Origin of the sequence: Exiguobacterium sp. s160 (assembly GCF_018617575.1) — a bacterium.
In the GTDB taxonomy this organism is placed as follows: domain Bacteria; phylum Bacillota; class Bacilli; order Exiguobacteriales; family Exiguobacteriaceae; genus Exiguobacterium; species Exiguobacterium aestuarii_A.
The window spans coordinates 21,614-42,768 of the sequence record NZ_JACSKK010000005.1 but is presented as its reverse complement, the minus strand read 5'-3'; the positions used below and the strand labels follow the sequence as shown (position 1 = coordinate 42,768).

At 48.6% G+C, this 21,155-nt stretch carries 20 protein-coding genes; 12 read left to right on the top strand and 8 right to left on the bottom strand.

Translation table 11 applies throughout. The annotated features are described in order from the left end of the window. Positions 1 to 16: 16 nt before the first annotated feature. The 5 genes from KNO86_RS10895 to ybaK all read right to left on the bottom strand — a co-directional run bounded on the left by KNO86_RS10895 (position 17) and on the right by ybaK (position 3,766). The gene (locus tag KNO86_RS10895; protein WP_214696129.1) at positions 17 to 1,084 is read right to left on the bottom strand and encodes a glycosyltransferase family 2 protein; all 1,068 of its coding nucleotides are present in this window, start codon (positions 1,082 to 1,084) and stop codon (positions 17 to 19) included. Next, entirely contained in the window at positions 1,081 to 1,779 is a 699-nt protein-coding gene (locus tag KNO86_RS10890; RefSeq protein ID WP_214696127.1) for a lysophospholipid acyltransferase family protein, read from the bottom strand. Before KNO86_RS10890 ends, KNO86_RS10895 begins: the two co-directional genes overlap by 4 nt. Continuing rightward, positions 1,745 to 2,494, bottom strand: coding sequence for a carotenoid biosynthesis protein (locus KNO86_RS10885; RefSeq protein WP_214696125.1), 750 nt, complete (start codon positions 2,492 to 2,494; stop codon positions 1,745 to 1,747). Before KNO86_RS10885 ends, KNO86_RS10890 begins: the two co-directional genes overlap by 35 nt. Positions 2,495 to 2,583: 89 nt before the next feature. Beyond that, positions 2,584 to 3,282, bottom strand: a complete 699-nt coding sequence (pssA, locus tag KNO86_RS10880) for a CDP-diacylglycerol--serine O-phosphatidyltransferase (RefSeq protein ID WP_031421233.1) — start codon at positions 3,280 to 3,282, stop codon at positions 2,584 to 2,586. Positions 3,283 to 3,301: 19 nt separating this feature from the next. Then, positions 3,302 to 3,766 (bottom strand): Cys-tRNA(Pro) deacylase, encoded by a 465-nt coding sequence (gene ybaK / locus KNO86_RS10875; RefSeq protein ID WP_214696123.1) that lies wholly within the window; start codon positions 3,764 to 3,766, stop codon positions 3,302 to 3,304. Between the two features lie 151 nt (positions 3,767 to 3,917). Between ybaK and KNO86_RS10870 the strand changes: the two genes are divergently transcribed. Continuing rightward, on the top strand, positions 3,918 to 4,652 hold the full coding sequence (locus tag KNO86_RS10870) for an enoyl-CoA hydratase/isomerase family protein (protein ID WP_214696121.1): 735 nt from the start codon (positions 3,918 to 3,920) through the stop codon (positions 4,650 to 4,652). 23 nt (positions 4,653 to 4,675) lie between these two features. Here the strand turns inward: KNO86_RS10870 and KNO86_RS10865 are convergent, their stop codons facing one another. Next, positions 4,676 to 6,034 (bottom strand): MATE family efflux transporter, encoded by a 1,359-nt coding sequence (locus tag KNO86_RS10865; RefSeq protein ID WP_196431464.1) that lies wholly within the window; start codon positions 6,032 to 6,034, stop codon positions 4,676 to 4,678. 159 nt (positions 6,035 to 6,193) lie between these two features. Further along, positions 6,194 to 7,978 carry a glycoside hydrolase family 13 protein gene (locus tag KNO86_RS10860; protein WP_214696119.1) on the bottom strand — a complete coding sequence of 595 codons (1,785 nt, stop codon included), beginning with the start codon at positions 7,976 to 7,978 and terminating at the stop codon, positions 6,194 to 6,196. 370 nt (positions 7,979 to 8,348) lie between these two features. Here KNO86_RS10860 and KNO86_RS10855 point away from each other — a divergent pair, with 370 nt between their 5' ends. The 8 genes from KNO86_RS10855 (at position 8,349) to KNO86_RS10820 (ending at position 18,582) form a co-directional block, all read left to right on the top strand. After that, positions 8,349 to 9,614, top strand: coding sequence for an extracellular solute-binding protein (locus KNO86_RS10855; RefSeq protein ID WP_214696117.1), 1,266 nt, complete (start codon positions 8,349 to 8,351; stop codon positions 9,612 to 9,614). A 105-nt stretch (positions 9,615 to 9,719) separates the two neighbouring features. Then, positions 9,720 to 11,072 (top strand): sugar ABC transporter permease, encoded by a 1,353-nt coding sequence (locus KNO86_RS10850; protein ID WP_214696115.1) that lies wholly within the window; start codon positions 9,720 to 9,722, stop codon positions 11,070 to 11,072. A 1-nt stretch (position 11,073) separates the two neighbouring features. Next, positions 11,074 to 11,907, top strand: coding sequence for a sugar ABC transporter permease (locus KNO86_RS10845; RefSeq protein ID WP_214696113.1), 834 nt, complete (start codon positions 11,074 to 11,076; stop codon positions 11,905 to 11,907). 23 nt (positions 11,908 to 11,930) lie between these two features. Beyond that, positions 11,931 to 13,433 (top strand): alpha-amylase family glycosyl hydrolase, encoded by a 1,503-nt coding sequence (locus tag KNO86_RS10840; RefSeq protein ID WP_214696111.1) that lies wholly within the window; start codon positions 11,931 to 11,933, stop codon positions 13,431 to 13,433. A gap of 55 nt (positions 13,434 to 13,488) precedes the next feature. After that, a complete protein-coding gene (locus KNO86_RS10835) occupies positions 13,489 to 14,544 on the top strand; it encodes a LacI family DNA-binding transcriptional regulator (RefSeq protein WP_214696110.1) in 1,056 nt (351 codons plus the stop codon). Positions 14,545 to 14,660: 116 nt separating this feature from the next. Beyond that, the gene (locus tag KNO86_RS10830) at positions 14,661 to 15,074 is read left to right on the top strand and encodes a YflT domain-containing protein (RefSeq protein WP_214696108.1); all 414 of its coding nucleotides are present in this window, start codon (positions 14,661 to 14,663) and stop codon (positions 15,072 to 15,074) included. Between the two features lie 215 nt (positions 15,075 to 15,289). Continuing rightward, on the top strand, positions 15,290 to 17,587 hold the full coding sequence (locus KNO86_RS10825; protein ID WP_214696106.1) for a glycoside hydrolase family 65 protein: 2,298 nt from the start codon (positions 15,290 to 15,292) through the stop codon (positions 17,585 to 17,587). Between the two features lie 146 nt (positions 17,588 to 17,733). Then, positions 17,734 to 18,582, top strand: a complete 849-nt coding sequence (locus KNO86_RS10820) for a YitT family protein (protein WP_214696104.1) — start codon at positions 17,734 to 17,736, stop codon at positions 18,580 to 18,582. Between the two features lie 50 nt (positions 18,583 to 18,632). On the opposite strand, the gene KNO86_RS10815 is transcribed toward KNO86_RS10820, so the two are convergent. Beyond that, on the bottom strand, positions 18,633 to 19,445 hold the full coding sequence (locus tag KNO86_RS10815; RefSeq protein ID WP_214696101.1) for a Cof-type HAD-IIB family hydrolase: 813 nt from the start codon (positions 19,443 to 19,445) through the stop codon (positions 18,633 to 18,635). A 162-nt stretch (positions 19,446 to 19,607) separates the two neighbouring features. On the opposite strand from KNO86_RS10815, the gene KNO86_RS10810 reads away from it, so the two are divergent. The 3 genes from KNO86_RS10810 (at position 19,608) to KNO86_RS10800 (ending at position 21,075) form a co-directional block, all read left to right on the top strand. Further along, positions 19,608 to 19,802, top strand: coding sequence for a YjzD family protein (locus KNO86_RS10810; protein WP_074032676.1), 195 nt, complete (start codon positions 19,608 to 19,610; stop codon positions 19,800 to 19,802). 74 nt (positions 19,803 to 19,876) lie between these two features. Next, positions 19,877 to 20,299 (top strand): thioredoxin family protein, encoded by a 423-nt coding sequence (locus KNO86_RS10805; protein WP_214696100.1) that lies wholly within the window; start codon positions 19,877 to 19,879, stop codon positions 20,297 to 20,299. After that, on the top strand, positions 20,296 to 21,075 hold the full coding sequence (locus KNO86_RS10800; protein WP_214696097.1) for a phosphatidylserine decarboxylase: 780 nt from the start codon (positions 20,296 to 20,298) through the stop codon (positions 21,073 to 21,075). The genes KNO86_RS10805 and KNO86_RS10800 overlap by 4 nt, the downstream gene beginning before the upstream one ends. The last annotated feature ends 80 nt before the right edge of the window (positions 21,076 to 21,155 follow it).

The following is a 21,155-nucleotide window of genomic DNA, read 5'->3' as shown; positions in this document are numbered from 1 at the left end:
TAAGTAAAACGCTCGATTAGGAATAATGGCGACCTTTCCACGTGATCGGTAGACGTCTCCATTTACGGATGACGGCGTTCCCGAGTAAGGTCAGATAAGCGATCAAGCTGATTGGATGCAACCATGTACCGGATCCATGAGATTTTATGTCGACAGCAAGTCGGGCGAGGAGTACGAAGAGTGCCGCACTGATCGTTTGCCAACTTGGTGAAAATAGCCATGCGAACATAGCGGTCAACTGAATCCCGTAATACGTCAAGAAGTACAAGGCAAGTCCTACTGATTCATTCATTCCCTTGAATACGTTTTTTGAAAACCCGCTCCATACTTCTTCATTCGTCTCATACATATCACAAGAGATGAACGGGGCGACTTGAACGAGTGACGTCACTTTTTGATGGCGTTTGAACATACGACATAAATCGATATCATCAATCAACGATGAACGGATCGCAGCGTGCCCACCAATCTCTTCGTAACTATTTCGTTCGACAAGTACGTTCATTCCGTTCGCCGCTGCGAATGCTGGGTGTTTCACTTTTCGCCAGAACAGAGGCAGGTGTTGGGCGATAAGCATATGTTGCATCGGAATCAACAATTTCCCGAGAAATGTCGATGTCGGAAATTGGGGAAATCCGGATAGAAAGACAGCCTTTTCACGAGCGAGTGTCGCATGCATGCGGGGGATGAAGCTCGAATCGATGGTGACGTCCGCATCTAAAAAGAGGAGATACGGTTCAGTCGTACGTGTTGCAAGCTGATGACAGGCATGGACTTTCCCGGCCCAGTCATCAGGCAAAGGGACTCCCTGAATGACGGTGAATCGTGCATCGTCCCCAATCGCGCGATGTAATCGTTCATATGTATCATCTTCGGAGCGGTCTTCATAAATGTAGACATGAGTATTCTCCGGGATCGCCATTTGTAAATTAGTAATCAATCGGTCGACATGTCGTGATTCGTTTCGCATCGGGATACAGACGGCTGTCGCCGGTGTTTTCCCAGGTTTTGCGAGTGGTCGTAAAAATGCCAGATTCACGAGTGTGAAGATGAGCATGCAGAGGGTCACGAACCAAAGAATCATGAGCCCTTCCTCCCGAGTCGGACGAACGTTTCTGTCCATTCGGCTAGATTGCGTCGCGGACGGAACAAAGGAGCATAGGCGGTTGAACGCGTGATGACGTCATGTCTGACATCGTCATACAACTGCTCGAGTGCTTGCGCAATCTCTTGTTTTTGAGCTCTCCGTGTCGACGAGGTCACACTGTACTTTCGGAATCGGACGTAGACAACAGGCTCGGCATGGCTTTCGAATGCATAATACATGGCACATAAATGAACAGGGCGCTCATTCAGTAACAGGGTCGCCCCCGATTCGATTTCAATCGGACGCATTTCTTGAGGGACTTCTCGACCTTGTGGATACATCCATACCGATTTGCCTGAAGCGAGCAACTCATTCGCGTAGGCGAGAGAAGCACGCACATCGGATAGACTTCCTTTTTTTACAGAGAAGGCCCCAAGGTGACGAAAGAACGGGAAACGACGCAATCCGTCCTCGTCCATTAACACATGGATGTCATGTCTCAAAAAATGTTCATTCACCATATACATGACGAGTCCATCCCACCAAGCACTGTGCGTACTTAAGATTAAACCAGGCGTAGGGATATCATCGGTTCGAATAAAAATATTATGAAACGTCGGACGAATCTGACGTTCCCTTACGAATGTTGAGAATACATTATTGAACCATTTCTTTTTGTGTGACTCGATCATCGCGAACTCTCCTTTCTAAAAGAATCACCCCAGACGTCAGAATGCTCAGGAAGCCGATCCCATAAAGACCTGCGTTCACGGCCGTGACGCCAAAGAGGGCATGAAGCATGACGAACAAGTAAACGCCGTGCTGGATGAACAAGGAATCGACAGCTCGTTCGTGACGTTGTAACAACCATGAGAAAATAAGGGATAACCCGAACCAACCAATAAAGTTTTGCGTCGGGATATCATAATACAAGCCGTCATTTGCCCATTCCCAGTAGCCTTTCACGTTTGCCGCTACGGGATCGATTGCCATATCGAGCCATACGGCGAGAATCGGAACGAGCCATAAAATGTTGTTTCGGAACGTGAAGAGTCGAGCCACGGCAAAACTAGAGCCAATGACAGCGAGCCATGCCGCCCCAATCGTGACAGGGACTCCAAATACAGTCGGACCGAATGCCTCGGCATAGACGTATTCGCTGAACGGGAACCCCGTTTTCACGCCGAAAGTCTCGACGGCGATTGAACCGAAGAAAATAAACGGAACAATCCAAACACCTTGTCGAATCCCTTGATAAAGAATCGTTCCGCCGATCGCACCGGCGAGCCATAAAAAGACGGGGTTTGCCCACTCTAGCCAAGGCGGAAGCAGGTCGAATCCAACTAAGATCAATCCAATGAAATACCAGACAAGAAACCATTTCCAAATAAACGGATACACTTTCATTCCATCACCTCTTCTTTCATTCTAAAGCTCATCTCAGTCTTCGTCTAACAAATGCATGTACGAAAAAAGAGCCTCGTCGAACGAGACTCTTAATTGGCCATCCGCTTCCGTCTTTTCACGAACGAGAAAGCGATGAATAAGACATAAAACGGAACGGCGATGAACCAGAACGTCGGCCATTCTTTCCAACGGGCGAACATCATATACGTCACGTAGACAAGACTGATGGTAATGATGAACGAGTGACGTGGCAGTGGCACGTCTTTAAAACTCGGGATGCGGACACGGCTGACCATCAACAGGGCGAGCCCTGTGAAGAAGATCGGTGTCAACAGTTCGCTGACGCGGTCCCCGAACGTCGTGATGACGGCGAGAAGTCCACCGGCGGCCGTAATCGGGACGCCTGAGAAGTAACTTGCCGCAACGTTTGTCGCAGACAAGTTGAAGCGGGCGAGACGGTATGCACCGAATAGCGGAAAGAGTGCCGCAAAGAACAATCCATAATTGCCGTAATCAATGAAAAACGTATAATAGGCGAGCATCGCCGGTGCGACACCGAACGTGACGATGTCAGCGAGCGAGTCTAGCTCCTTCCCAAAGTCCCCAGCGACTCCGAGCATACGGGCGAGTCGCCCATCTAAACTATCGAGCATCATCGCGATGATGATTAACAGTGTGGCGTTTGAGAAGTCACCACGTGCGGCGTAGACGATGGCGACGACACCACAAAATAAGTTTCCGAACGTAAAGGAGTTTGGAACCCACGAACGGATGCGTTCTTTCCACATAATTTTGCCCCCAATAAGGTCATTGGCTGAACCAGCGACCGTTTGTGAATTGCAGTAAATCTTCTGGCTTCAACTCGATTTGATAGCCACGTTTCCCGGCAGAGATCGTGATGGTCTCTTTCTCTCTAGCTGCCTCATGCAAGTATACGGGGAACGGTTTCTTCGCCCCGATTGGAGAGACGCCACCCCGGATGTATCCGGTCAGTGCCTCGAGTTCTTTCATCGGGACAGGCGATGCTTTCTTCGTTCCCCAAGCTTTCGCGGCTGCTTTTAAATCAATGTCACGCTCTCCGGAAATGAGAAAGAAGGCGTATTGTTTTTTCTCGTTCATGAGACAAATCGTTTTGTACAGTTCATCGAGCGGTTTATGCAACGTCTCCGCAACATGTTTGGCAGAGACATCGGTTTCATCGACTTCATACGTATGATAAGCGAACGGAATCTTCTTTTGTTTCAGTTGCCGAGCGGCGTTTGTCAGTTGCATCTGACTCATCCTTTCGTGACCGACTCCTTTTAGAATAGCAAATCAACCAACTTCACGGCAATTGAACTTCAAAAAACTTTTCAGTAAAGGAAGGAGTTTGGCTGAATGGCGAAGAAATGAACAGTGATTCATTTTATAAGGGGGAATGAAAGTGGAGACGATTCAATTGACGACGCACAATGGGGTAGGGTGGTTGAAACTAAACCGACCTGAAAAGCTGAATGCCTTGAACGAGACGTTGTTACGTGAAATGAAAACGGCAATCGACGAATTTGATCAGGACGACGTGGTTCGCGTCATCGTCCTTGTCGGCGAAGGACGAGCGTTTTCATCTGGACAAGATTTAACAATCGAGAGCGATGCAGATTACGGGGAATATTTAGAAGAGGTATATCATCCACTCGTTCGTGCGCTTTTCTCATGCCGTAAGCCGATCATTGCGGGCATTCATGGTGTCGTGGCGGGAGCGGGACTCAGTTTGGCACTCGCGGCAGACGTTCGAATCGTCGCGAAGTCGACGAAGTTCAGCTCGGCGTTCATTAAAATTGGGTTGGTCGCAGATGCAGGCGGACCGTATCACTTACGTCGACTCATGCGAGATGACCTTGCATTAGATTGGTTGTGGAGTGGCAGTACGATTGACTCGGAGGCCGCACACACATTTGGACTCGTCACAGAGCTCGTGGAAGATGCGATGTATACGGAGCGATTGACTTCATATGCGGAAACACTCGCTGCGAAATCCCCGGTCGCTGTTCAAGGGATGAAGGCGCTCATGCGGGCTGCTTCATTTGAAGAGGGATTGAATGAAGAAATCGATTGGCAACGGAAGTGTGGGGACACGGACGTACACCGCCAGGCGATGCAGGCATTTTTGATGAAATAAAAAAAGCGGCCGCGGCCGCTTTTTTACGTGGTTGATTTGGCTTCGAACTGGAATCCTTTTTGTTGCCACGTTCCGTACTTCCAACGGCGGAACGCGAAGAAACCGCGGAACCACTCATCGAGAGAGAAGGCGAGCCAAATCCCGAGGATGCCGAGCCCCATTTGAAGACCGAACAAGTAGCTGAACGCTACGGCGACGCCCCACATTGAGGCGATTCCGATCATGACCGGGAAACGGACGTCCCCAACGGACTTCAACGATCCCATCAAGACGATGTTCATGGCGCGACCTGGCTCTAAAATGAGCGTTGCCCATAAAATTGGCACTCCGACCGCGATGATGTCAGGGTTTGATGTGAAGAGACCGAGTAGCGACTCGCTGAATACCGCCAATCCGAGAGAGGCGACGAACGAGGCGAACATGGCAATCTTCAATGTCTTGACGGCGCGATGATACGCCTCTTTGAAACGTTTGCCCCCGATATCTCGCGCAATCAAGAGCTGTGTCCCTTGTGCGACGGCGACGGTGAACAAGAAGGCGAGCATTGACAAGTTCATGACGTATACTCGTGCGGCGAGGGAAGCTTCTCCCATCGTCGCGATGAAACCGGTGATGATGATTTGTGAAGCTTGATAAGACAAGTTCTCTCCGGCAGAAGGGACACCGATTTGAAGGAGCGACTGGATGTCGTCTTTCTTCGGACGAATCACTTCTTTTAATGGGAAGCGGATCATAAGCTTCCGTTTGACGAGCCAGAACAACAGTACCATGGCGGCGAATCGTGCGATCACGATGGCCCAAGCGACACCGGCAACGCCAGTGACCGGAAGTCCGAACCAGCCGGTAACGGCAAAGATGGCACCAACAGCAGTGATGATATCAATCAGAAGCGTCGCGAGCATGGCATGTTTCGTCATGCCGTGACTTCGTAGAATCGAGCTGAGCGCCATGATGAGTGCTTCGGTGAATAACGACAAGCCGACGATTTGCAGGAACAACAGCCCGTGTGCAAACAGTTCGTCCGATAGACCGAACAGGCGTAAAAACGTTTCGCCGAACAAGAAGATGACGACGACCATGATTGCACCGAGCCACATATTCAAACTGACGGCGGAGCGGGCAAAGTCACGACTCTTCTTCATGCGTTGTGCGCCAATCGCTTGACCGATCAAGATGGTCGCCCCGACAGACGTCACACTGAAGACAATCAAGAACACGTTTAAGATTTGGTTGGCAACCCCGACGGCCGAAGCGGCGGCGTCTGAGTAATGTGCGAGCATCAATGTGGCGATGATCCCGGTCCCCATGTGGAGGGCAAGTTCGATAAAAATCGGCCACGACAGTTTGAACAGGGTGAGCTGTTCCGTTTGTTTCGTCTGCATGTAGTGTATTCTCCCTTTTCTCTATAATTCTTTCTGTTAACTATTTGTTTTATAAAAATGTCAAAGGTCATCTTACTCCTTATGAAATGAAAAAGAAAGGGGTTTGCTAAATTATTTTCAACAAAAAAATCACCCGAAGCAATCAGGTGATTTTCGAAATTATTTCAATTTCAGAATAGCTGCACTAAATGGTGCCAATTCGATTTCGAGTGACTCGAGATCGCGGTCGTGTAACAAGTCGTAGGCGGCGCCACGATAACCAAGCGGACTTAGTTTCGAAGTAGAGTCCGAGTTGTTGAAGTAGACCAAGTACGTCTCATCTTTCGTGCATCGCTCGATGATGACGGCATTGTTGGCGTCGTCGACCAAGTTGAAGCGATACGAACCGGCGTTCGCGAGTACGGGATGGTCTTTCCGTAGCTGGATGAGCTTTTGAATGTAACGGAAGAGGTTACGGTCTTCTTCGGCTTCGTCCCATGGCATACAGCGACGGCAACCCGGGTCTTGTTCTCCCTCGAGTCCGATTTCATCCCCGTAGTAAATACATGGGCTACCTGTGTACGTGAGCATCGACGTCATCAATAGCTTGAACTTGCCTTTATGACCTTTCGCCCGCGTCAACGCGCGTGGCGTATCATGTGAGTCGATCAAGTTGAATGTGACTTCGTTGACATTCATCGTGTTCATCATCTCGACGCGCGTCAATTCGTTGCGGAACTCAGAAGCCGTCGTCCGGTCGAGTGCGAAATAGTTCAAGCTTGCGTTCGTGAACGGATAGTTCATGACGGCATCGAACTGATCCCCTTGTAGCCAAGGTTGTGAATCGTGCCAAATCTCCCCGAGGATGTAGGCTTCCGGGTTCGCTTGCTTGACTGCCTTACGGAAGTCACGCCAGAATGCATGGTCGACTTCGTTGGCGACGTCTAAGCGCCATCCGTCGATACCAAACTCTTCGACCCAGTAACGGGCGACATCTAATAAGTAAGCTTTTAACTCTGGATGCTCCGTATTGATCTTCGGCATGTTCTTCTCGAATGCGAACGTATCATAGTTCGGCTTCGGTTCTGTGACGACCGGGAAATCGCGAAGATAGAACCAATCTCGATACTCAGAAGACGGACCGTTCTCGACGACATCTTGGAACCATGGATGGTGATATCCGATATGGTTGAAGACGGCGTCGAGCATGACCTTGATGCCATTCTCGTGCAAGAGGTCGACCAGTTCTTTAAATTTCTCTTTTGTCCCGAACTGTGGATCGATTTCCATATAGTCGAGCGTATCGTACTTATGGTTCGTCGTCGCTTTAAAGATTGGGCAGAAATAGATTCCAGTAATCCCGAGTTCGACCAAGTGGTCGATATGGTCGATCACCCCTTGGAAATCCCCACCGAAGAAGTTTGTGATTGTCGGCTCTGTCGAGTTCCATGGCAGTGTCTCTTCTGGATTAAGTGAAGCATCTCCATTGGCGAAGCGATCCGGGAAGATTTGATACCAAACCGTGTCCTTCACCCAAGACGGTGCGTGGAAGATATCAATCGGATTGATAAACGGGACACAGAAGTAATATCCCGTATCATCGAGCGGTTTTTCTTCGAACCATCCTTTTTCGGTATAGACGGCCGTCTCTTGTCCATCATTCAAACGGAATCCGTAGCGAAGGCGACGGAACGGCGGCTTGATGGCGATGAACCAGTAGTCATAGGCGTCGTCAAAACCGATTTTCTCCATTGGAGTCTCGTATGTACGCCAGTAGCTCGGCTTGTCCGGGTCAAAATTCCACATGGCCGGGTCTTCAGAATGCCAATCATAAGGGTCGTTCCAAATCAAATCGACCGATTCAATATCTCCACGTTTCGTATGAAAACGGATGTGGATCGTCTCACGGTCATATTTGTAAACGAACGGGGACATGGCACGATGATAAATCGCTTCTTTCATCATAAGGAAAACATTCCTTTCTTTAAGGGGGATGACATCATTTTACAACACTGTGAATCAAAGAGAATAGGTGTTGCGAAAACGTTTGCTCAAGCAAAGGGTAATAAAGCGTTTACATTTTGTCAATTGCTGAAACTCATAAAAAGTGAAGATTTGAGAACAAAATTTTATAAATTACATAAATGGGTCAACAGACGTAAAAAAAGTGTAAAAAAAGACTTGTAAAACGCTTTCACAACTGTATAATAAAAATTGAGGTGAGGATGCAAACGTTTTCACTACCGTGTCAATTTCGTAGCGGAGTTTTAAAATTGACGTGGTCGTGCGATTGCGCAAATCTGACCATACTATTTCCTTGGGGAGGTTTTTCATCATGAAGATGAAAAAAATGGTAGCAGGACTTTCAACAGCAGTATTCGCATTCGGTGCACTTGCTGCATGTGGTGGCGGAACAGACAACGGATCTTCTAACGAAGGTGGTTCTTCAAGCGAGAACAAACCTGAAAAGATCGTCATCTGGGAAGACATCGAAAAGTCTGAAACAACGAAAGAAGTTGCGAAGGCGTTCGAAGAAGAGCATGGCGTAAAAGTTGAAGTCGTCGAAGTACAGATGACAGACCAAAAAGACAAGCTTGCGCTTGACGGTCCAGCTGGTAAAGGTCCAGACATCGTTCTCGTACCACACGACCAAATCGGTACAATCGCTGACCAAGGTCACTTGGCTCCAATCGCTGACGAAGGATCACTTGACGCATTCACAGACGCTGCGAAATCAGCTGTCATGTTCGATGGTCAAGCTTATGGATATCCAAAATCAGTTGAGACACCAGTTCTCATGTACAACAAAGATTTGATGGCTGAAGCTCCAGCATCAATGGACGACCTCTACAAGTTGTCAAACGATGTGAAAGCTGACGGCGAGTACGGATTCCTCGCACTTTGGGATAACTTCTACTTCGCACACGGTGTTATCGCTGGATTCGGCGGATACGTGTTCAAAGAAGACGGTGGCGCACTCGACCCATCTGACATCGGTTTGAACAACGAAGGCGCGGTTGAAGGATTCGAATACATCGGTAAATGGTATCAAGAAGGTCTCTTCCCTAAAGGATTGGTCGGAGAACCTGGCGGCCAGGCAATGGACCAACTCTTCACTGAGAAGAAAGCTCACTCAGTCATGAACGGACCATGGGCTGTAGCTGGTTACACAGATGCAGGCGTGAACCTCGGAGCGGCTCCAATGCCAACACTTCCGAACGGTGAGCCAATCAAGACGTTCATGGGTGTGAAAACATATGCCCTTTCAGCTTACACAGAAAACCAAGAGTGGGCTGAAATGTTCCTTCAAGAGTTGACGAATGAAGAAAACGCATTGGCAATGTTTGAAGCATACAACGAGATCCCACCAGTAGCAGCACTCGAGTCGAACGAAACAATCACGTCGAACGAAGTTGCGAAAGCGGTATTCGACCAAGCGACAAACGCAATCCCAATGCCGAACATTCCTGAAATGGGACAAGTTTGGGAGCCAATGGCACAAGCACTTCAGCTTGTAGCGACTGGTAAACAAGATGCACAAAAATCTGCAGACGATGCAGTGAAAGTCATCGAACAACAAATCCAAGCAAACAACCAATAAGGAATTGAAATGACGGGGTGCGCCACATGGCGTTCCCCCTCATTTTCTAACATTGAGCAAACGTTTGCTTGATTGATTTGCTCAAATCGAAAGGAGAAACTGAGGATGGCTGCAATTGCGAACCCTAAAACACCGGACCAACGCCCGGACAAGCCTACAAACCATGCTCGGAACGCGGGACTACTTTCCATCATTCCGGGACTCGGACAGGTATATAACAAACAATACGCGAAGGCGGTAGCGTTCTTTATCATCGTCGTATCTTATTTTGCTGTTAACTATGATCTATTTTTCAAAGGGGCGGGCGCAGGACCAGGTGACCGTGGAGGACTTTGGGGATTGATCACGCTTGGTGAAGTGCCAGGACCTCGTAACGACCACTCCATCTTTTTGATGGTCGAGGGGATTGTCGCGTTAATTTTACTTTTCTTCGGAATCGCGTTCTATGTTTGGAACATTCGTGACGCCTATCGTGTCGGTCGCGCTCGTGATCAGCATCTAAACCTTCCATCGTTCCAAATGCAACTTCGCAACTTGCGTGACCATGGATTCCCATACTTGATGTTAATCCCATCACTCATTTTGTTAGTGTTTACAGTTATTCTTCCATTGATCTTTACGTTCTTGATTGCCTTCACGAACTATCGCTACAACAACGCACCACCAGCGAAACTCGTCGAATGGGTCGGATTCGAGAACTTCACGCGTATTTTTGAAATCGATATCTTCCGTGACACGTTCGTCGGGGTACTCGGCTGGACGCTTGTCTGGACAGTCGCTTCAACGACAGGTGTCATCGCAATCGGGATCTTCCTTGCGGTACTCTTGAACCAAGAAGGACTTCGTTTCCGTCGCTTGTTCCGCTCAATCTTGATTTTGTCTTGGGCAGTTCCGGCATTCATCACAATCTTGATCTTCCGTTCGATGTTCAACGAATCGTTCGGGGTGTTCAATACGACAATCTTGCCGGCACTCGGTCTTGACCCAGTCAACTGGATGACCGATCCGACAGCTACACGAACAGCACTCGTTCTCATTCAATGGTGGCTCGGATTCCCGTTCATCATGACGCTCATGACAGGGGTCCTTCAATCGATTCCTGGTGACTTGTATGAAGCGGCAACGATTGACGGAGCGACCATCTTTGATAAGTTCCGCTTGATCACATTGCCGATGCTCTTGTTCGCAACTGCACCGATCTTGATCACGCAGTTCACGTTCAACTTCAACAACTTCAACATCATCTATCTCTTTAATGGCGGTGGCCCTGCTGTACCTGGACAAACGGCCGGCGGTACCGACATCTTGATTTCTTGGATTTACAAATTGTCTCTCGGTGCCAACCCGCAATACGGACTTGCGGCTGCGATTACACTCATCTTGTCATTCTTCATCATGACACTTGCCGTGATCCAGTTCCGTCGGACAAAATCTTTCAAAGACGAGGATATGATCTGATATGAAAAAACAAAAACGAATCAATTTGGCGATCTCGTATGTCATCTTGACGCTTGCGTCGATCATCATTCTCTATCCGATGCTTTGGGTTGTCGGTACATCATTCAACCCGGGGCGTACGATTACGTCAACGATTATTCCAGCGAACCCGACGTTTATTCACTATAAAAACTTGTTTGACCTAACGATTTCGGATTATAGTTTATGGTATGTGAACACGTTGAAAATCGCTTTCATCACTATGGCACTCTCAGTCGTCTTGGTGACGATTACTGGTTACGTCTTCTCACGCTACCGTTTCGTCGGACGCAAGAACTCACTCGTCTTGTTCCTCGTCCTTCAGATGGTGCCACAGTTCGTTGCGATCATCGCGATTTATGTATTGCTCAACATGCTCGGTCTTCTTGACACACATACAGCGCTCATCTTGCTCTATGCGGGTGGTGCGATTCCGATGAACACGTACTTGGCGAAAGGGTACTTCGACACGATTCCAAAAGAACTTGACGAAGCAGCCCGCATGGATGGTGCAGGTCACCTCCGAATCTTCTGGCAAATCATCTTGCCGCTTGCGAAGCCGATTGTCGCAACGATTGCTCTCTTTAACTTCATGGGACCATTCAACGACTTTATCTTGGCATCGCTCGTCCTTCGTTCACCAGAGAAACAAACATTGGCAGTTGGTCTTTACAACATGATCTCGAAACAGTTCGATAATAACTTCACGTTATTCGCGGCGGGTGCCGTTCTTTCAGCCCTTCCGATCGTCATCTTGTTCTTCATGTTCCAACGCTACTTCGTTTCTGGCCTTACAGCGGGTGGTACGAAAGGATAATACTCGTAAAAGGAGGAAGCGATATGAGGCGAGGCGTCGTGCTCGTGCTCCTGTCGCTTCTTTTGTTTCCGACCGTCGTCGGTGCAAAGGAAGCTGCTACTTGGGAACAAGAACGCATGTATTTTATTATGGTCGACCGATTTGTTGACGGGAACCCGGACAACAATGAGCAAGTCGACAAAGATGATCCGAAAGCGTTTCATGGCGGGGACATCCGTGGGGTCATTGAAAAGCTCGATTATATCGAGTCACTCGGTTTCACATCGATTTGGTTGACACCCGTTTTTGAAAATATGCCGGACGGCTATCACGGGTATTGGATTAAGGATTTTTATAACATCGACCCGCAATTCGGGACGAAAGAGGACTTACAAGAACTTGTCGCGGAAGCACACAAACGAGACATGAAAGTCATTCTCGACTTCGTTGTCAACCACGTCGGCCCGAACCATCCGTGGGTGGAAGAAAAGCCGGAATGGTTCCACGAACAGCTGCCGATCGTGTTCTGGAAAGACCAGGAGCAAGTCGAGACACACTGGTTATTCGATTTGCCGGACTTTAAAACAGAGGATCCGGAAGTCAAATCGTATTTGATCGACGCGGCGAAGTACTGGATCGAAGAGACGGACATCGATGGCTATCGCCTCGACACGGTCCGTCACGTCGATAAGGCGTTCTGGAAAGACTTTATCGAAGGTGTTCGGTCGGTCGACCCAGACTTTTACTTACTCGCTGAAGTGTTTGATCCGGATCCACAATATGTCGCGCAATATGACGACCTTGGATTCAACAGCATCACGAACTTTACATTCTACGACCGGGTATCAAAAACGATGACGCAACAGCAGGCGAACGTCGATGAAATCGATGTTGCCGCAAGCTATGCCGAAACGTTTTTTAACGACCCGAATCAGATGGCGACGTTCCTCGATAACCATGATGTCGAACGGTTCATGCATATGGCTGAACTCGGCGGCGTGGAATCGGCGGAACGACGGTTACGTCTTGGGTTGTTCGCACTCTATGCGTCACCGGGTATGCCAATCGTCTTCCAAGGGACAGAAAATGCACAGACAGGTGGAGCCGACCCGGCGAACCGTGTCATGACTGAATTCCCGGGAAATGAAGAGTTACACGAATACGTCGCAACGATGAACCGCATGCGTGAAGAGTATCCTGTGTTTGCGACAGGTGAACAGCGTATGATTGCATCGGAGGATGGAATGGCCGTCTTCGAACGGAAAGACGGAGATGACGTCGCGTTATATGCGATCAACATGAACAGTGAGGATCGAGAGATTGAGATCGAGGTCAGTGAAATCGGGGAAGATACAAGACTTCGTGGTCTATTATTCTCACAACTGGTCACAGATCAACGCGGAACGTTTACAATTGAACTATCTGGCGAAAGTGCGAACGCTTACATCGTTGAGGAGTCATCGGTAAATCCGTGGATGATTGGGTTGATCGTCGTCACGATTCCGATTTTCTTGACAGGTTTGGTCATGTGGAAGCGTCGCAAATAAAGATATGACACGCCGAAAGGCACGAATTGAATTCACGGAAGCAGGGGGGAACACCATGCAAATCACAATTAAAGATGTTGCGAAGCACGCGAACGTCGCGCCGTCGACGGTATCTCGAGTCATCGCCAACAGCCCAAGAATCAGTCAGAAGACAAAAGAACGAGTCAGAAGCTCGATGGAAGAGCTCGGTTACCATCCGAACATTCATGCGAGAAGTCTTGCCAACCGCTCGACACAGTCGATTGGTCTCGTCATGCCGAGCGCGGCAACAAAGACGCTTCAAAACCCATTCTTCCCAGAAGTGTTGCGAGGAATCAGTACGAAGGCGCACCAAAACGGATATTCACTCTATATGACGACCGGTGTGACAGAAGAAGAGGTATTGTCGGGTGTGATCGAGATGGTACAAGGACGCCGTGTCGACGGTGTCATCGTCCTCTATTCACGTGAAGACGACCAAGTCGTCCAATATCTACGTCAGACGAAGTTTCCGTTCGTCGTGGTCGGGAAGCCGTTCGGGGACGCTTCTTCGATTACGTACGTCGATACGGACAACTATTTAGCCGGACGCGAAGTGACGAAGCATCTCTATAACCTAGGTCACCGTCGCATCGCCTTCATCGGGGGATCGGACAAACTCGCCGTGACACAAGACCGCCGGAACGGATACGCGACGGCACTCATGGAAGCGGGCATCCCGGTATGTGAGGACTATATTGCCCGGGCCGAGTTCATGACGAAAGGTGGCGCAAAAGCCGTCCGTGAACTGCTTCAAAATGAAGAGCCACCGACAGCTGTCGTCGTCAGTGATGACATGATGGCACTCGGGGTCATCAGTACACTCAGCGAAATGGGACTCAAGATTCCTGAAGATGTGGCTGTCGTCAGTTTCAATAACGTCTATATCGCCGAACACTCGAACCCGCCGCTCACTTCGGTCGAGATCAACATTTTCGGTCTCGGCTTTGAGGCGACAAATTGCTTGATTGAACAAATTAGCGATAATGCCCCACCATACGGAAAACGTGTCATCGTTCCACACTATTTGGTCGTCCGCCAATCATGTGGACAAAAAAAGAATAAAGCGGAGACGCTCGAATCAAATTCTTAATCGTCTAGACGATCTCGCAAGGAGCGAGGTCGTCTTTTGCATATCCTGTTGATTGAAGTCACCTGAAGTAGGGAACATTTCTCACGAACGGATTGAAACTGAAAGGATGGATTGAGATGAGCGAAAAACGATTTGTCGGAACATACGATACGAAAGAGAACCTGCTTTCTAAAATTAACGAACTGAATGAAAATGGTTATGATGAAGGAGAATTATATGTCGTGACCGAACAGGAAGACGCTGTCCATGTGCTCAAACATGAGACGAACGTAAACGTGGAAAACGGTGACGCGTCTTGGTTAGACAACCTTCAGGACGATACAAGTCAGGGCAAAGATATGAAACAGGCGCTACACGATTTAGGCATCTCAGATGATGAAGTGGGGCAAGCACATGCACAATTGAAACAAGGTGGATATGTGCTCGTCATCGATGAACCAGATACGGGGTTCAATGATGGTCGGAGCGCTCTATTCGAAGGGCACGAAGCGAATGCGGCGTTCGGTGAGGATGAAGAAAATCAAAAGTGATGATCCATTTAGGCTGTCTCCGTGGGAGGCAGTTTTTTTCTCTAAAAAATGTGACGAAAAAAAGAAAGAAAAAGTTTTATGCAAACGATTGCATTCTATCTTCAGTTGTGTAAAATGAAAGGTGAGATTAAATACAGCGCTTTCATAGACAAGCGGTTGCACGAACTTGTTGTCCATCGAAGGTAGCCTTGTAGAGAAAAAGGAGTGGCAGACAGATGAAACGATTGTTTGCAGTCGATGAATGGAAAGTAACAGAAGAAGGTCTTCACCCGAAAGAAAACCGTCTTGCTGAATCGATCACATCGCTCGGAAACGGGCACATGGGAATGCGAGGAAATTTCGAGGAAGATTACTCGAATGATACGCACCAAGGATTCTATGTGGCGGGCGTCTATTACCCGGACAAAACACGTGTCGGTTGGTGGAAGAACGGATATCCTGAATACTTTGCCAAAGTATTGAATGCGACAAACGTCATCGGTCTACGCGTCGCGATTAATGGGACACCTGTCGATTTGGCGAAATGGGACGTGAAGGACTTTACACGTGAATTGGATATGCAGCGTGGTGTCCTCACGCGGACGTTCACATTGATGAACGGGACAGAAGAGACAAACGTAGAAGTCGTCCGTTTCTTCTCCATCGTCGATAAAGAAGTATTAGCGATTCGTTACAACGTCACACCGGTGAACTACGAAGCGAAAATCGAGTTCACGCCATACTTAGACGGCGATGTCGAGAACGAAGATTCGAACTACGATGAGAAGTTCTGGCTCCCGGTCGACCGTGGCATCGAAGAACGCTTCGGTTTCGTGACGACGAAGACGAAAAAACTCGATTGGCACGTCACGGCATCGATGATTGCGGACGTAGAAGGCGCTCGTTGTGAAGTGCTCGAAGCGACAGACCTCTTCGTGGCGAACAAATTCACGGTCAATGTGACTGCCGGCGAGACAGCGACAGCCTATAAATATGTATCTGTCGTGACGAACCGCGACCATGCGATTGAAGACCTTCAATCTGCAGGGATGACACGCGTCGAAGCGGCGTTTGAAAAGGGCTTTGAAACGCTTCTCACTGAACAGACGGAAGCGTGGCTTGCACGCTGGGAAGATGCGGACGTTCGAATCGATGGAGATATCGAAGCGCAACAAGGAATTCGTTTCAACATCTTCAACATGTATCAGACGTATACAGGTGAAGATTCGCGTCTCAACATCGGACCGAAAGGATTCACAGGCGAGAAGTACGGCGGTGCGACGTATTGGGATACGGAAGCCTATTGCCTCCACTTCTACTTGGCGACGACCAAACCAGAGGTCTCATGGAACTTGCTCAAATACCGTCACAATCAATTGCCACAAGCAAAAGAGAACGCTGTGAAGAATGTCGGTATGGAAGGTGCGCTTTACCCGATGGTCACGATGAACGGGGAAGAGTGTCACAACGAGTGGGAGATCACGCATGAAGAGATTCACCGGAACGGTGCAATCGCCCATGCGATCTTCAACTACACGAACTTCACAGGCGACAAGTCTTACCTTGGACAATATGGACTTGAAGTATTGGTCGAAATCTCGCGTTACTGGGCTAGCCGCGTCAACTTTGTGCCACACAAAGACGTGTATATGATCCTAGGCGTCACAGGTCCGAACGAATACGACAATAACGTCAACAACAACTGGTACACGAACTTGATTGCCGCGTGGACGCTCGAGTACACGCAAGAAGTGTATAACTACTTGAAAGAAGCAGAACCTGCACGTCTCGAAGAGCTCGTGTCGACACTTGGCATCACAGACGCTGAACTTGCGAAGTGGGCGGATATCCAAACGAAGATGTACTATCCAAAAGATGACCTCGTGCCAGATGTCTTCATGCAACAGGATGGCTTCATGGATAAAGAGCAGATCTTGGTGAAGGACCTCGATCCGAAACACCTTCCACTTAACCAAAACTGGTCGTGGGATCGCATCCTTCGCTCAAACTTCATCAAACAAGCGGACGTCCTTCAAGGACTCTACACGTTTGGTGATCGCTTCACGCTTGAACAGAAACGTGCGAACTTCGATTTCTATGAGCCACGCACGGTTCATGAGTCGAGCTTGTCACCATGTGTCTATTCGATCATTGCGGCAGAAGTCGGGTATGAGGACAAAGCGGTTGAATTGTATCAACGTTCAGCACGTCTTGACCTCGACAACTACAACAATGATACAGAAGACGGGCTGCACATCACGTCGATGGTCGGCTCATGGATGTCCATCGTTCATGGTTTCGCAGGCATGCGCATCCAGGGGGATCACCTCTCGTTCAGCCCGATGATTCCGAAGGACTGGAACGGTTATTCGTTCAACATGCTCTGGCGTGGCCATCACTTGACGGTCACATCATCACGTGAACAAGTGACAATCCAACAAACAGGTGGTACAGATGTAACGCTTCACGTGTATGGAAATGCAGTAACGGTTCCTGCGAATGAATCGATTACAATTGAAACAGTGAAAGCGTGACCAATTGCTTCATACGAACAAGCCGACCTCGGTCGGCTTGTTTTTGTATGAAAAACTTATCGGATTTCCTGCATATTTGCTGTATGCAGCATGAATAATCTATGTTATCTTGATTCTTAGCTATTTTGAGAAAGGGGAGTTGAAGCTTGACGGAAGCCGTTAAAGAACATACACGAATCGGGGTTGTCTCGATCATCGGAGGATTGTTCGTTGCCTTATCCATGACATTATTTTTAATTCCAGCCGGCGTCTATTCGACAGGATTTACGGGTCTTGCCCAAATCTTGACAGCACTACTAGCTGGTACACCGTTTGAACTAGGGGAAGGGCTCTGGTTCTTTATTCTGAACGCACCACTGCTCGTCGTCAGTTATTTTATGCTCGGGCGGAATATGATGATCCATACGCTCGTCAGTGTCGCCTCGGTTACGTTGTTCATTCGTATGCTTCCGCAATCGCAGCTCCTCTCGGACGACCCGTTATTGAACGCCGTGTTCGGCGGTGTGCTCTTGGCGATCGGATCGGGGATAACGATTCGATACGGTGCCTCGACGGGAGGCTTTGACATTGTCGCGTTGATTCTTGCGAAATTCACGAACAACTCGGTCGGTGTCTACCTCTTCTTGATGAACATGATGATCGCGCTCGCAGCAGGTGCCTTGTTCGGATGGCCGACAGCACTCTATACGATCGTCTTCTTGTATGTGACATCAAAAGTTATCGATGAGATTTACACGAATACGCAGCGTCAGACGCTCTTCATCGTGACGAACCATCCAGATGAAGTGACGAAAGAATTGCATCAACACGTGTTCCGTGGCATCACGTTCATGCCGGCAATCGGCACGTACTCGAAAGTCGAGAAAGCAACGCTCATGATGGTCGCACAACGACACGAGGTTCGTGAAATCACACGGATTTGTAAAGATGCAGACCCATCCGTTTGGATCAATATCTTGCCGACAGAGGACGTCGAAGGTACGTTCCGTCGCTAAAAAGTAGACGAATTACAAAAAGCACCGACTTTTCTAGGTCGGTGCTTTCGTTATGACTTGATCCCAAGTCGTTCTTCTAGGAAGAGGGCGATCCCGTCGTCCATGTTCGAAGCCGTCACTTCATTGGCCACGTTTTTCAGTTGGTCGATGGCATTCCCCATCGCGACACCTGTCCCGACATAGTCAAGCATCTCAAGGTCGTTCTCTTCATCACCGAACGCAATGATCTGTTTCCGGTCGATGTTCAAATGTTTCGAGACTTCTTGGAGTCCGAGTGCCTTCGACGTGTTTTTGCTCATGACTTCAATCATGTGCTCCGGCATGCGCCATTGACGGTTCAATACGGCCTCGGCGTGAATGTCGTCGAGCTGCGAGCGGACGTGTGCCACGTGGTCTTTTGTCGCGTGAATCAAAAGTGACGTCGGCTCGTCCTGCAAGTGTGTCAACAAGTTCCCAGACGTGACGCTGAGCGCACGTTCTGCATACGGGCTGTAAAACTCTTGCGGGTCTTTTTGGAAATAAACGTGGTCGGTCACTTCAACGACGATGTTATGGGCTTTCGTATCGGCGACCTCTTCAATGATATCGTGTGCGGTCTTGAGCGGAATCGGGCGGTGTGTGACCGCGTAATTCGCATCTTTCGGGTGATGCACGAGGGCGCCGTTGAAGTTGACGAGCGGAGTCGTCAATCCCATTTGCTCATAGTACATGATCGAATGGCGCTTTGGACGCCCTGTTGCAATCATGACTTCATGACCAGATTCACGTGCCGCTTGAAGGGCACGGAGATTTCGTTCACTAATGGTTTTATCATCTCTTAATAACGTTCCATCTAAATCAACTGCGATTAAATAACGTGACATCAGTCATCCTCTTTTCTTCACAATGATGTTTCTACGACCGTATCACATTTTTCGATTATACGGAAAGAATATACAATCGAAGTCGCATATTCCATTCGAACAATGCTATACTAATGTCGTATGAATTTTTACGAATCATCTGTGAGATGGAGGGGACGTTCAATGCGTTATTTAGTGACATTGATCTGGGCGATTGTGCTCTCAAATACAGCGGTATTTATCATTTCTGCTGTTGATGGTGTAGAGTTCAACGCGATGCTCGCGACAGGATTTGGCGTGGCCATCACAATCTTCGTTGCACTTCTCGATGTCTTAAACCAAGACATGGGAATCAGCGACGTTGCACAAGAGAAGTAAGCCGTCTACAATCAAACTGACTCGTGCATGAGTCAGTCTTTTTTCTTTATCCAACATAGAGGAGGATCATGCATATGAAAAACCCTGAAAAACGTGCGAATTTTATCACGTTTGCCATTATCGGAGCGATTATCGTCATCGGAATCGGTCTGTTGTTCTTTTTAAACGGAGCCAATGAAGAAGAGGGCGTCAATGCCGTCACTGCAGATGAATTGCAGCAACAGTTAGACCAGGACGGCGAGGTCGTCGCTTACTTCTGGCAAACAGGTTGTGAATATTGTGAGCAAGTGAAACCGTATGTCGAACCACTCATTGAAGAATATGATGCGGTATCGATCAACTTGGCAGACCATAACGTATGGGAAACTTACGGCATCAATGGAACACCGACGATCATCCGATTCGAAGATGGAAAAGAAGTCGGTCGCATTGAAGGTGCGGTCTCTGAACAACAATACGAAACATTCTTTAAAAATGAGGAGGCAAAAGAGGAATGAAGCGTCGTTTCTACCAAACGTTATTTGAGTTGAACGCCTCGCCTTGGATTGCCACACGCCTCAAACGCTTTGCGGAATCAAGCGTGAGTCGCCACTTGATTCCTTCGTTTGCCAAAGTGTATGACATTGCGGTGGAGGAAGCAGAACAACCGCTTCATGCCTATCCGTCGCTCCATGCATTTTTTACACGCCATTTGAAGCCGGGAGCGCGTGCGATCGATGAGTCTTCCGAGTCACTCGTTTCACCGTGTGACGGAAAGTTATCGGTCATCGAATCGATCTCAGAGGATAGCCGTTTTGAGGTGAAAGGTCAGTCGTATACACTTGCGGAATTACTTGGTTCTCAACAAGAGGCGAGACGTTATGCAGGTGGAACGGTCGTCGTCCTGTACCTCAGTCCGCGCGATTATCACCGCGTCCATACGCCTCTCTCGGGTCGCGTGCTCAGTCACTATGAACTTGGGGACCGCTCGGCACCCGTAAACGAGCTTGGATTGACGGAGACGGTGAGACCGCTCTCTCGTAACTACCGTCGTGTGACGCGCTTTGACAGTCCGGCTGGGACGTATGAGCATATCATGGTCGGTGCCTTGAACGTGAACACGATTGAGTGGACGCTTGAGGGCGATCAAGCGGAAAAAGGGCAGGAAGTCGGATACTTCTCATTCGGTTCGACTGTCGTACTTTGTTTTGAGAAAGATGCGATTCAAATGGACCATGAAAAAATGGGTCCGGTTCGACTCGGTGACGTCATCGGGACGATCAAATCCAACTAATTTTGTATCAATTTTCTTCCGGCCGAACGATAGACTAGTCGTTTGGTCGGTTTTCGTTTACCATAGAAGGGATATCAATA

What these genes read in the sequence shown, in the direction of transcription:
- KNO86_RS10845 (WP_214696113.1), top strand. Translation starts at nt 11,074, where the DNA reads ATGAAAAAACAAAAACGAATCAATTTGGCGATCTCGTATGTCATCTTG.
- KNO86_RS10895 (WP_214696129.1), bottom strand. Translation starts at nt 1,084, where the DNA reads ATGATTCTTTGGTTCGTGACCCTCTGCATGCTCATCTTCACACTCGTG.
- KNO86_RS10890 (WP_214696127.1), bottom strand. Translation starts at nt 1,779, where the DNA reads ATGATCGAGTCACACAAAAAGAAATGGTTCAATAATGTATTCTCAACA.
- ybaK (WP_214696123.1), bottom strand. Translation starts at nt 3,766, where the DNA reads ATGCAACTGACAAACGCCGCTCGGCAACTGAAACAAAAGAAGATTCCG.
- KNO86_RS10850 (WP_214696115.1), top strand. Translation starts at nt 9,720, where the DNA reads ATGGCTGCAATTGCGAACCCTAAAACACCGGACCAACGCCCGGACAAG.
- KNO86_RS10865 (WP_196431464.1), bottom strand. Translation starts at nt 6,034, where the DNA reads ATGCAGACGAAACAAACGGAACAGCTCACCCTGTTCAAACTGTCGTGG.
- KNO86_RS10800 (WP_214696097.1), top strand. Translation starts at nt 20,296, where the DNA reads ATGAAGCGTCGTTTCTACCAAACGTTATTTGAGTTGAACGCCTCGCCT.
- KNO86_RS10840 (WP_214696111.1), top strand. Translation starts at nt 11,931, where the DNA reads ATGAGGCGAGGCGTCGTGCTCGTGCTCCTGTCGCTTCTTTTGTTTCCG.
- KNO86_RS10810 (WP_074032676.1), top strand. Translation starts at nt 19,608, where the DNA reads ATGCGTTATTTAGTGACATTGATCTGGGCGATTGTGCTCTCAAATACA.
- KNO86_RS10805 (WP_214696100.1), top strand. Translation starts at nt 19,877, where the DNA reads ATGAAAAACCCTGAAAAACGTGCGAATTTTATCACGTTTGCCATTATC.
- KNO86_RS10825 (WP_214696106.1), top strand. Translation starts at nt 15,290, where the DNA reads ATGAAACGATTGTTTGCAGTCGATGAATGGAAAGTAACAGAAGAAGGT.
- KNO86_RS10835 (WP_214696110.1), top strand. Translation starts at nt 13,489, where the DNA reads ATGCAAATCACAATTAAAGATGTTGCGAAGCACGCGAACGTCGCGCCG.
- KNO86_RS10815 (WP_214696101.1), bottom strand. Translation starts at nt 19,445, where the DNA reads ATGTCACGTTATTTAATCGCAGTTGATTTAGATGGAACGTTATTAAGA.
- pssA (WP_031421233.1), bottom strand. Translation starts at nt 3,282, where the DNA reads ATGTGGAAAGAACGCATCCGTTCGTGGGTTCCAAACTCCTTTACGTTC.
- KNO86_RS10855 (WP_214696117.1), top strand. Translation starts at nt 8,349, where the DNA reads ATGAAGATGAAAAAAATGGTAGCAGGACTTTCAACAGCAGTATTCGCA.
- KNO86_RS10860 (WP_214696119.1), bottom strand. Translation starts at nt 7,978, where the DNA reads ATGATGAAAGAAGCGATTTATCATCGTGCCATGTCCCCGTTCGTTTAC.
- KNO86_RS10830 (WP_214696108.1), top strand. Translation starts at nt 14,661, where the DNA reads ATGAGCGAAAAACGATTTGTCGGAACATACGATACGAAAGAGAACCTG.
- KNO86_RS10885 (WP_214696125.1), bottom strand. Translation starts at nt 2,494, where the DNA reads ATGAAAGTGTATCCGTTTATTTGGAAATGGTTTCTTGTCTGGTATTTC.